The sequence below is a fragment of the Streptomyces sp. NPDC048507 genome, assembly GCF_043199995.1.
Taxonomy (GTDB): domain Bacteria; phylum Actinomycetota; class Actinomycetes; order Streptomycetales; family Streptomycetaceae; genus Streptomyces.
Genome location: NZ_JBICWZ010000003.1, coordinates 488,009 through 498,754, shown reverse-complemented (window position 1 = coordinate 498,754; position 10,746 = coordinate 488,009). Strand labels below are relative to the sequence as shown.

The following is a 10,746-nucleotide window of genomic DNA, read 5'->3' as shown; positions in this document are numbered from 1 at the left end:
GTTTTGTTTACATCTTTTTTATTTTTGGGGGGGGGGGGGGTGACCGCCCCCGGCCGCCACCACACCCTACAACCCCCCCCCCCCCCCCCCCTTCCGCATGCCCGCGCCCCCCGTACGTCCCCCGTACGCCCCCCCGGCGGCCCGGCCCGGCCGGGCCCGGCCGACTCAGGCGAGGTCCACCGCCACCCCGTCGCGGGAGGAGCGGCGCGCAGCTTCGAGCACCGCCAGGCAGTCGGCGGCCTCCCGCGCGCTCACCGGGGCCGGTCCGCCCGTGCGCAGGGCCTGTGCGACGGCCGCGTAGTACGCGGGGTAGTCGCCGTGCTCCGTCGGCACCGGGATCCCGCCGCCGGTCAGCGGGGACTCGCCGGAGCCCAGCCGCCCCCACAGGTGCGGCGGCTCCTCGCCCCACAGCGCGCCGTCGGCCCGGTCCGGGCGCAGTCCCTCGCGCAGGGCGGCCTCCTGGGGGTCGAGTCCGTACTTGACGTAGCCGGCCCGCGAGCCGAGGACGCGGAAGCGGGGGCCGAGCTGGGCGGTGGTCGCGCTGACGTAGAGGTGCGAGCGGACTCCGCCGGCGTGGGTGATCGCGATGAACGTGTCGTCGTCGGTCTCGGCGCCGGGGCGGCGCACGTCGGCCTCGGCGTAGACCCGTACCGCCGGGCCGAAGAGCACCAGGGCCTGGTCCACGACGTGGCTGCCGAGGTCGTACAGCAGGCCGCCGATCTCCTCCGGGGCGCCGGACTCGCGCCAGCCGCCCTTGAGCTGCGGGCGCCAGCGCTCGAAGCGGGACTCGAAGCGCAGGACGTCGCCGAGCTCGCCGTCGGCGAGGAGGCGGCGCAGGGTCAGGAAGTCGTTGTCCCAGCGGCGGTTCTGGAAGACGGACAGGAAGGTGCCGGTCCGGGCCGCGAGGGCGGCGAGTTCGCGGGCCTCGGCAGCGGTCGCGGCGAGGGGCTTGTCCACGACGACCGGGATGCCGGCGGTGAGCGCGGCGGTGGCGAGCGGGACGTGGGTCTTGTTGGGCGAGGCGATGACGACGAGGCCGGGGGCGTCCCCGCCGCCGGCCGCGCGCTCCCACAGCTCGTCGGGGGAGGCGGCGAAGCGGACGCCGGGGTACGCCTCGCGGGCCTGGTCCCGGCGGCCGGGGTCGGAGGTGACGACCGTGTCGAGGACGAGGCCCTCGGTCGCGGTGACGAGCGGGGCGTGGAAGACGGAGCCGGCGAGCCCGTAGCCGATGAGCGCGACGCGCAGCGGGGAGGCGCCGGAGGCGGGGGAGGCGGGGGAGCCGGATGAAGGGGCGGTGTTCATGGCTCCACTTTGGCAACAGCGTTGCGCAAGTGCAAGGAGGGTGGACAATGGGCGGGTGAACAGGGGAAAGGGCGCCGGGGGCGGTCGTGGCGGGGCGAACCTGCCGGCCCTGCGCGGATACAACGAGGCACTGCTGCTGGACCTGCTGCGCTCGGCCGGAGCGCCGGGCCTGGGCCGCGCCGAGCTCGCGGACCGCACGGGGCTCACCCCGCAGGCCGTCAGCAAGATCATCGCCCGGCTCGCGGCGGAGGGACTGGTGGCCGAGGCCGGGCGCGGCGCGTCCACCGGCGGCAAGCCGCGCACGCTGCTGCGGCTGGTCCCGGAGGCCGGGCACGCGGTCGGGGTGCACCTGGACCGCGACGAGCTGACGGCGGTACGGGTCGACCTCGCGGGCGGCGTCGTCGAGGCGTGGCGCGGCCCGCTGGACTTCGGGGCGGGCCCGGACCCGGTGGTGGAGGCGGTGCTCGCGGCGGTCGTACGGGTCCGCCCGCGCGGGCCGGCCGCACCGCCGCTCGGCGTCGGGGTGGCCGCGCCGGGGCCGCTCGACTGGCGCGCCGGGGTACTGGGACGGGTGACGGGGTTCCCGGAGTGGGCGGGGTTCCCGTTGCGGGAGGTACTGGAGGGGCGGCTGGGGCTGCCGGTGGTGCTGGACAAGGACACCAACGCCGGGGTCGCGGCGGCCGGGGGGCCCGGCGGGGCCGGTTCGTGCGTGTACCTGCACGTCGGGACCGGGCTCGGGGCGGGACTGCGGCTGGACGGCGCCGTCTACCGGGGGACGCGCTCGGCGGCGGGGGAGTTCGGACACCAGGTGCTCCGGCTGGACGGACCGCCGTGCCGCTGCGGGGGGCGGGGCTGCCTGGAGGTGCTCTGCCTGGAGGCGGTGGCCCGGGGTGACCTCGCGGGGGCCGCGCGGCTGCTGGGGGAGGGGGCCGCGAACCTGGTCGCGCTGCTCGACGTGGACCGGGTGCTGCTGGGGGGCCGGGTGGTGGACGGCGACCCGGAGGTGTTCGTGGCCGGGGTACGGGCGGTGCTGGCGGCCCGGGCGCTGACGGGGGAACCGCCGTCGGTGGCGCGGGCCCCGGCGGGGGTGGCGCAGGGCGCCGCCGAACTGGCGCTGGCCCCGCTCTTCGGCCACGCGCAAGCCCTGGCCGGGCGCTGACCGGCCCCCACGCGCGCCCGGCTGCGCCCGGCACCCCGTGCCCGGCTGCGCCCGGCACCCGCCTGCCCGGCTCCGCCCGGGCCCCCGGGCCGAAGGCGGCGCCCCGAAGCGTCCGTGGCCCCGCTCACGCCGGCCGCCCCGTTCCCGTCCGCCCCCTGGGGGGCCGTGCCCGGCTGCGCCGGAGCCCCCGTCCCCGGCCAGTGGTCCGGCCGGCCGGAGTCCCCGTCCGCCTTGCCCCCGGCTGCGCCGGTGCCCGTCGGCCAGTGGTCCGGCCGGGCGGAGCCCCGGCGGTGCGTGTCCGGCCGCGCCGGTGCCCGCTGGTCAGGGGTCCGGTCGGCCGGAGCTCCAGGCCCGGCCCCGGCCCCGGCCAGGTCCGGGGCTCCGCTCCGGGGCGGGTTGACCCCCGGGGCCGATCGGGCGTAAACCGGGGGGTCCGGGCGCGGCGCCCGGAAAGCGGGTTCGCGCGCGTGGGAGGGTGCGGGCAGGCCGGGGTGATCGTCGCCTCGTCCGATCATCATTCCTTCCTCATCCGTCCGGCGAGCAGCGAAGGTCTTCCATGGGACAGCGACTGCGACTGCGACACCGACCGCCCCTGCGCACGGCCCTGGCCCTCGCCGCCGCCCTCCTCGCCACCGGCGCCGCCGCCCCCACCGCCCTGGCCGACATCGGCACCGGCGGCGGCCCCGCCGCTCACCCCGCGCCCGCGATGCCCTCCCGCATCAAGGCCAGCTGCGGCGACGGCAAGAGCACCGCCTTTCCCATCGGGGCCCGCATCCGCGGCGGCCCGGCGGTCTACCGGGCCGGTGCCGACGCGCAGAGCTGGCTGCTCGACCTGACCAACAGCACCGCGGCCACCTGCACGGCCATCCACCCCGTCATCGTGCTCACCGACACCGCCCGGGCCCTGCGCCCCGCGCACCTGCGGATGGAGTTCGACGCGCCCGGCGGCACCCACCCCGTGAGCCTGGAGCGCAGCGACCGCGACGAGATCATCGCCGTGTTCGACGGCGGCGCGTCCTTCCCCGGTTTCTCCGTCCCCGCGGGCGGCACCGCCACCGTCAAGGTGCGGCTGGCCTTCGCCCCCGACGCCCCGCACGGCGAGGTCCTCGCCGACGCCGCCCTCGTGCAGCGCAAGGGCGAGCAGGGCGAGGACGGCGACTGGGTCGGCGAGGCCGGCGCGTACCGCTTCTCGGTGGAAGGCCCGCAGCACGAGCACGAGGGCGAGGGCGACGGCGGGGTCTCCAAGGCGGGTTCCCTCGCGCACACCGGTCCCCGAGAGTGGATCTACGGGGCGGGCGCCGTGGCCGCCCTCGCCTCCGGGGCCGGCCTGCTGATCGCCGCCCGCCGCCTGCGCACCCGCTGACGGCGCCCCCGCCCCCGCCGCAGGCCCGCGCGCCCGCGCCCGATCCGCGCCCGCGGTCTCCGTACACCTGCCCCACGTACAGTCCGACCGTGGAAGAACAGACCCAGCACCCGCGACACCGCCCCGGCTCGCCCGTCCGCTCCGGGATCCCCGAGCACGGCCGCATCCCCAAGTACTACGCCGTCAAGGCGCAGGTCGCCGACCTCCTCGACGAGCTCGGCGAAGGCGGGACCCTGCCCACCGAGCGCGATCTCGCCGAGCGGTACGAGGTGTCCCGCGAGACCGTCCGCCAAGCGCTGCGGGAGCTGCTGCTGGAGGGCAGGCTGCGCCGCTCCGGGCGCGGGACCGTCGTCGCGGGCCCCAAGCTGGAACAGCCGCTCTCCCTGGCCAGCTACACCGAGGGCGTGCGCCGCCAGGGCCGCCGCCCGGGCCGCAGCCTGATCGGCCTGGAGAGCTTCCCCTGCCCGCCCGAACTCGCCCGCGGCATCGGCGCCGAGGCGGGCGAGCCGGTCTGGCACCTGGAGCGCGTGCTGCTCGCCGACGACGAGCGCGTCGGGCTGGAGAGCACGTACGTACGGGTCTCCCGCGCGCCCCGCCTCGACGTCGATTTCCAGCCGGACTCCTCCTTCTACGGATACCTCCGCGACAGCCTCGGCATCTCCTTCGGGGACGCCGACGAGAAGCTGGAGACGGTGCTCGCCACGCCCCGCGAGGCCCTGCTGATCGGCACCCCGCCCGCCCTCCCGATGCTGCTCATCCACCGCTTCTCCCGGGACCAGAACGGGCGGCCGCTGGAGCGGGTGCGTTCGCTCTACCGTGGTGACCGGTTCAGCTTCACGACCCGCCTGCGCCCCGAATAGCGGAGTACGAACTCACCCGAACCGCAGGAAAAGGGGCGACCTGAGATCACGAGAAGGTAACGGGTCTAGTCCAAGTGTCGGGGGCTGTTCACCGGCCCGTCGCCGGGCGGCCCCGTCCGGGACACGGTCCGCGACCACCTTGGAGGGCGTGAGAGTCATAGTCGTCGGAGGCGGCGTGGTCGGCACCATGCACGCCTGGCAAGCAGTCCAACGCGGCCACGAGGTCGTCCAGATCGAGCGAGAGGCCGAGGCCCGCGGCGCATCACTGCGCAATTTCGGCCAGATCTGGGTCAGCGGCCGGGCCGGGGGCGAGGAGCTCGACACCGCCCTGCGGGCCCGCGAGCTCTGGGAGCGGATCGGCGCGGAGGTGCCCGGCCTGGGCTTCCGCGCCATCGGCTCCCTCACCCCCGTCCGCAACGCCCGCGAACACGCGGTGGCCGAGGCGGCCCTGGCCCGCCCCGACGCCCCCGCCCGCGGCTACAAGCTGGTCACCGCCGCCGAGGCCCGGGAGATCAACCCGGCCCTGCGCGGCGACTTCGAGGCCGCCCTGTGGTGCGAGCGGGACGCGGCCGTCGAGCCGCGCACCGCCCAGCTCCACCTCCGCGAGGCCCTCGGGGCCACCGGCCGCTACACCTTCCTCCCCGGACGCGAGGTCCGCGAGGTCACCGGCCCCGGCGCCGTCCGCGACGACCACGGCGACGTCCACCGCGGCGACGCCGTCATCCTGGCCACCGGTGCCTGGCTGTCCGGCCTGGTCCGCGAACTCGCCCCCGCGCTGCCCGTGCGCCGCGTCCGGCTCCAGATGATGCAGACCGCCCCGCTCGGCGAACCGCTCACCACCTCCGTCGCGGACGCCGACAGCTTCCGCTACTACCCGGCCTACGCCTCCCCGGCCCTCGACGCCCTCAACGCCGGGCAGGCCCAGGCGCCGGTCGCCGCCGCGCACAGGATGCAGTTGCTGATGGTCCAGCGCCTGGACGGCGGACTCACCATCGGCGACACCCACGAGTACGAACACCCCTTCGCGTTCGACACCCTCGAAGACCCCTACGAGCACCTCACCGGGGTGGTCGAGGCCTTCCTGGGCCGCCCGCTGCCGAAGATCAGACACCGCTGGGCGGGCGTGTACGCGCAGTGCACCGACACCACCCGCGTCGTCCACCGCCAGCAGGTGAGCGACGGCGTCTGGCTGGTGACCGGGCCCGGCGGCCGGGGCATGACCTGCTCGCCCGCCATAGCCGAGACCACCGCGAACGAACTGGGCTGGTGAACACCATGACCGACCGCACCACCGCACGGAACCTGATCGTCCTCGACATGGCCGGTACGACCGTCGCCGACGGCGGACTCGTCGAGCGCGCCTTCGAGCGCGCCGCCGAGCAGCTCGGCGTCGAGCCGGGCAGCGCCGACCACGCGGCGAAGCTGCGGTACGTCCGCGACACCATGGGCGAGTCCAAGATCTCCGTCTTCCGCCACCTCTTCGGTACGGAGGAACTCGCCCGCAGCGCCAACTCCGCCTTCGAGCAGGCCTACGCGGAGCTCGTCGACGGCGGCCTCGTCGCCCCGCTCCCCGGCGCCCGCGAGACCGTCGAGGAGCTCCGCGCCGACGGCCGCACCGTCGTGCTGACCACCGGCTTCGCCCGCGTCACCCAGGACGCCATCCTCGACGCCCTCGGCTGGCGGGACCTGGCCGACCTCACCCTGTGCCCCGCCGACGCGGGCGGCCGCGGCCGCCCCTACCCGGACATGGTGCTGGCCGCGTTCCTGCGCACCGGCGCGGTGGCCGACGTACGCGACGTGGTGGTCGCGGGGGACACGGCCTACGACATGCTCAGCGGCCGCCGCGCCGGAGCGGGCGTCGTGGCCGGCGTCCTGACCGGCGCCCACGACCGCGCCGCGCTGGACGCGCACGGCGCGACCCACGTCCTCGGCTCGATCGCCGGACTCCCGCGGCTCCTCGCCGAGGCCCCGGCGTCGGCATCGTCCCCGGAGCCGGCGTGAGCGGCATCCGCTTCGACTCCGTCTCGGTCGCCTACCACGGCACCACCGTCCTGGACTCCCTCGACCTGACCGTCGAACCCGGCGAGGTCATGGCCCTGCTGGGCCCCTCCGGCTCCGGCAAGACCACGGCGCTGCGCGCGGTCGCCGGCTTCGTGCGGCCCGTCGCCGGCCGGGTGCTGATCGGCGGCCGGGACGTCACCGCGCTCCCCCCGCACCAGCGCGGCATCGGCATGGTCGTCCAGCAGTACGCGCTCTTCCCGCACATGCGGGTGGCGGACAACGTGGCCTTCGGCCTGCGCGCCCAGAAGACCCCCAAGGCGGAGATACCCGCCCGGGTCGCCGAAGCCCTGGAGATGACGGGCATGGCCGCCTACGCCCGCCGCTACCCCCGCGAGCTCTCCGGCGGGCAGCAGCAGCGGGTGGCCATCGCCCGCGCGCTCGCCATCCGGCCCGGGGTCCTGCTGCTCGACGAGCCCCTCTCGGCGCTCGACGCGCAGCTGCGCTCCGGAATGCTGGCCGAACTGGCCAGGCTGCACCGGGAACTGCCCGAGGTCTCCATCCTGTACGTCACCCACGACCAGGTCGAGGCGCTCACCCTGGCCGACCGGATCGCCGTCATGGACCGGGCCCGCCTCCAGGACTGCGGCACTCCGCAGCAGCTCTACCGGACGCCGCGCACCGAGTTCACGGCCTCCTTCGTCGGCAACGCCAACCTGCTGCCGGTCACCGTGGCCGACGGCGGCGCCGTCTTCGCGGGCCGCCCGCTCGCCCTGGACCCCGGCCGGGCGGCGCCGGGCTCCACCGCCACCCTGTGCGTACGTCCGCACCTGCTCGGGCTCGGCGAGGGGCCGAACGCCCTGCGCGGCAGGATCACCGAGGTGCAGTGGCGGGGATCGACGCACCGGCTCTACGTCGACGTGGACGGCCACCGCGTCAAGGCGGACCTGCCCGAGCTGCGCGAGACGCCGGCCCTGGGCGACGAGGTGACCCTGCACTTCGAGCCGCGCGACGCGGTGCTGCTGGCGGCGGGGGTGTCGGATGGCTGACGCCCCCCGGCGCACGGCCCCCCGGCGCACGGCCCCCCGGCCCGCGCCGGTCCCCGCTCAAGCCGCGGGCCGGGCCACCGTCCCCGCCCCGAAGGCCCCTGCGGACCCCGGCCCCGTCCCCGCGCCCCGTCGCCACCCGGCCGGGCCGCGCGGGCCCCGCTCGCTGCCGCGCTCCGTATGGGCCCTGCCCCCGGTGGCCGTGCTCGCGCTGGTCTTCCTCTACCCCCTCGCGCTGGTCGTCCGGCAGTCCTTCAGCCCCGAGAACGGCGGTGGCGCCTTCGACGCGTACGCCTCCGTCTTCGCCTCCCACGGATTCCGCGAAGCGCTCGGCACCACCGTCTGGCTGGCCGTCGGCGCCACCGTCGGCTGCCTGCTGCTCGGCTTCACCCTCGCGCTGATCATCGCCTTCGTGCCCTTCCCCGGATCCAAGGCGGTCGCCCGGTTCATCGACGTCTTCCTCTCCTTCCCCTCCTTCCTCATCACCCTCGCCCTCCTGTTCATCTACGGAACGGTGGGCATGGCCAACGGCGCCTGGACCGACGCCTTCGGCGTCACCGAAGGGCCCTTCCGCTTCCTCGCCACCCCCTGGGGCGTCCTGCTCGCGGAGATCACGTACTTCACCCCCTTCGTGATGCGCCCGCTGCTCGCCGCCTTCTCCCAGCTGGACACCGCGCAGCTGGAGGTCGCCGCCGGACTCGGCGCCCGCCCCGCCCGGATCGTCCGGCAGGTGATCCTCCCCGAGTCCCTGCCCGCCCTCGCCGCGGGCGGCAGCCTCGTCCTCGTCATGTGCCTCAACGAGTTCGGGATCGTCCTGTTCACCGGGGCCAAGGACGTCACGACCCTCCCGATGCTCATCTACGGGAAGGCGATCCTCGAATCCGACTACGCGGCCGCCTGCGTGGTCGCCGTCGTCAACATCGCGATATCCGTCGGCCTGTTCGGCCTCTACCGGGTGGTGGGCAAGCGTGCTGGTGCATAGCAAGACCGGCCGGTGGGCCGCCTGGAGCCTGTTCGGACTGCTCTTCCTCCCCCTCTTCGCCCTGCCGCTGCTCGTCGTGGTGGCCGCCTCGTTCTCGACCCACTGGTCCGGAGCCTTCCCCTCCGGCCCGACCACCGGGAACTACGCCTCCGCCGTGCGCGGCGAATCCCTCCAGGCGCTGACCACCTCGCTGGTCACGGCCGTGGTCGCCAGCCTGCTCGCGCTCACCGTCGGCAGCTGGGCGGCACTGGCCGCCGCCGGGCTGAAGAAGCGCGGGAAGCGCGCGCTGGACGCCCTGTTCGTGCTCCCGGTCGCCGTGCCGTCCGTGGTCGTCGGCCTCGCCGTGCTGGTCGCGTTCAGCAAGCCCCCGCTGCTGCTCAACGGCACGAGCTCAATCGTGATCCTGGCGCACACCGTTCTTGTCACGGCGTTCGCCTACCAGTCGGTTTCGGCCGCCATCATCCGTCTCGACCCCGCGTACGAACAGGCGGCGGCCTCCCTGGGGGCCCGTCCCGCGTACGTGCTGTGGCGGGTCAGGCTCCCGCTCCTGCTGCCGTCCCTCACGGCGGCTGCCGGGCTCTGCTTCGCCCTGTCCATGGGCGAGCTGAGCGCCACGATGATGCTCTACCCGCCGGACTGGATGCCCCTCCCGGTCCGGATCTTCACCGCCACCGACCGCGGTTCGCTCTTCAGCGGCTCCGCCGTCGCCGTGGTCCTGATGGCCACCACCCTCCTGGTCCTCCTGGCCGTCTCCCGCATCCGCACCAGAGCCACCTACCGCTGACTCCCTTTCCCCGTAAGGAAGTTCCATGCCCAGCAAGCTCCTGCTCCGCGCCACCGCCGCCGTCACCGGCAGCCTCGCCCTCGCCGTCTCCCTCACCGCCTGCGGCGGCGAGTCCGCCTCCTCCGCCGGCTCCGGCGGCGGCGAGAAGACCGTCACCGTCTACAGCGCCGACGGCCTCAAGAGCGACAAGGGCGACGGCTGGTACGACAAGGTCTTCGCCGACTTCACCAAGAAGACCGGCATCGAGGTCAAGTACGTCGAGGGCGGCTCGGGCGAGATGGTGCAGCGCGCCGTCCGCGAGAAGACGAACACGCAGGCCGACGTACTGGTCACGCTGCCCCCCTTCATCCAGCAGGCCGACGGCAAGGGACTGCTCCAGGCGTACGAGCCGCAGGGATCGGACAAGGTCAACGGCGGCGACAAGGCCGCGGACGGCAAGTGGACCTCCGTCGTCAACAACTACTTCGGCTTCGTCCACAACAAGAAGGAGCTCACCGAGGCCCCCAAGACCTGGGAGGAGCTGCTGGACGCCAAGTACAAGGGCAAGCTCCAGTACTCCACCCCCGGCGTCGCGGGCGACGGCACGGCCGTGCTCATCAAGGCCATGCACGACTTCGGCGGCAAGGAGCCGGCGATGGAGTACCTGAAGAAGCTCCAGGCCAACAACGTCGGCCCGTCCTCCTCCACCAGCAAGCTCGCGCCCAAGACCGACAAGGGCGAGCTGCTCGTCGCCAACGGCGACGTCCAGATGAACTTCGCGCAGGCCAAGTCCATGCCGAACCTGGGCATCTGGTTCCCCGCGAAGGACGGCGGCAAGCCCACCACCTTCGCGCTCCCCTACGCGGCCGGCCTGGTGGCCAAGGCCCCGCACACCGAGAACGGCAAGAAGCTCCTCGACTACCTGCTCTCCGAGGAGGCCCAGAAGCAGGTCAGCGAGATCGGCGGCGGCTTCCCGGCCCGTACGGACGTCAAGCCGACCGACGCCAACGCCGTCGAACTCACCAAGATCATGGGCGGCGTGGAGGTCTTCGAGCCGGACTGGGCCGACATCGACAAGAACCTCACCGGCTACGTCGACGCGTGGAAGTCGGCGACCGGCAGCTGAGCCGACACCTTCCGGTCACCCACGACCGGAAGAGTGACGAGTGCATAACGGGTCTGGACCGAAGGAGCCCGCGCGGCCCGCGCGCGGCCCCTCGGTCCGGACCCTCCGCACGCGCACCGCCGCCCCCTGCCGGCTCACTTGCTCCTG

The 10,746-nt window shown here is 74.7% G+C and carries 10 protein-coding genes; 9 read left to right on the top strand and 1 reads right to left on the bottom strand.

Going from position 1 to position 10,746, the window contains the following annotated elements; all coding sequences use genetic code 11:
- Positions 1-165 precede the first annotated feature (165 nt).
- Positions 166-1,302 (bottom strand): Gfo/Idh/MocA family oxidoreductase, encoded by a 1,137-nt coding sequence (locus tag ACGFXC_RS11330; protein ID WP_393711748.1) that lies wholly within the window; start codon positions 1,300-1,302, stop codon positions 166-168.
- Between the two features lie 55 nt (positions 1,303-1,357).
- Between ACGFXC_RS11330 and ACGFXC_RS11325 the strand changes: the two genes are divergently transcribed.
- The 9 genes from ACGFXC_RS11325 to ACGFXC_RS11285 all read left to right on the top strand — a co-directional run bounded on the left by ACGFXC_RS11325 (position 1,358) and on the right by ACGFXC_RS11285 (position 10,599).
- On the top strand, positions 1,358-2,461 hold the full coding sequence (locus ACGFXC_RS11325; RefSeq protein ID WP_393711746.1) for an ROK family transcriptional regulator: 1,104 nt from the start codon (positions 1,358-1,360) through the stop codon (positions 2,459-2,461).
- A gap of 556 nt (positions 2,462-3,017) precedes the next feature.
- On the top strand, positions 3,018-3,824 hold the full coding sequence (locus tag ACGFXC_RS11320; RefSeq protein ID WP_393711745.1) for a hypothetical protein: 807 nt from the start codon (positions 3,018-3,020) through the stop codon (positions 3,822-3,824).
- Between the two features lie 89 nt (positions 3,825-3,913).
- Complete coding sequence (locus ACGFXC_RS11315) at positions 3,914-4,684, top strand: GntR family transcriptional regulator (RefSeq protein ID WP_393711743.1); 771 nt, start codon at positions 3,914-3,916, stop codon at positions 4,682-4,684.
- A gap of 148 nt (positions 4,685-4,832) precedes the next feature.
- The gene (locus tag ACGFXC_RS11310; protein ID WP_393711742.1) at positions 4,833-5,954 is read left to right on the top strand and encodes a TIGR03364 family FAD-dependent oxidoreductase; all 1,122 of its coding nucleotides are present in this window, start codon (positions 4,833-4,835) and stop codon (positions 5,952-5,954) included.
- Between the two features lie 5 nt (positions 5,955-5,959).
- Positions 5,960-6,685 carry a phosphonatase-like hydrolase gene (locus tag ACGFXC_RS11305; RefSeq protein WP_393711740.1) on the top strand — a complete coding sequence of 242 codons (726 nt, stop codon included), beginning with the start codon at positions 5,960-5,962 and terminating at the stop codon, positions 6,683-6,685.
- Entirely contained in the window at positions 6,682-7,731 is a 1,050-nt protein-coding gene (locus tag ACGFXC_RS11300) for an ABC transporter ATP-binding protein (protein WP_393711739.1), read from the top strand. The genes ACGFXC_RS11305 and ACGFXC_RS11300 overlap by 4 nt, the downstream gene beginning before the upstream one ends.
- Positions 7,724-8,710, top strand: a complete 987-nt coding sequence (locus ACGFXC_RS11295) for a 2-aminoethylphosphonate ABC transporter permease subunit (RefSeq protein WP_393711737.1) — start codon at positions 7,724-7,726, stop codon at positions 8,708-8,710. The genes ACGFXC_RS11300 and ACGFXC_RS11295 overlap by 8 nt, the downstream gene beginning before the upstream one ends.
- Positions 8,697-9,494: an ABC transporter permease gene (locus tag ACGFXC_RS11290; protein ID WP_393711735.1), complete on the top strand. Its 798-nt coding sequence runs from the start codon at positions 8,697-8,699 to the stop codon at positions 9,492-9,494. The genes ACGFXC_RS11295 and ACGFXC_RS11290 overlap by 14 nt, the downstream gene beginning before the upstream one ends.
- A gap of 25 nt (positions 9,495-9,519) precedes the next feature.
- Positions 9,520-10,599, top strand: coding sequence for a 2-aminoethylphosphonate ABC transporter substrate-binding protein (locus ACGFXC_RS11285; RefSeq protein ID WP_393711733.1), 1,080 nt, complete (start codon positions 9,520-9,522; stop codon positions 10,597-10,599).
- The last annotated feature ends 147 nt before the right edge of the window (positions 10,600-10,746 follow it).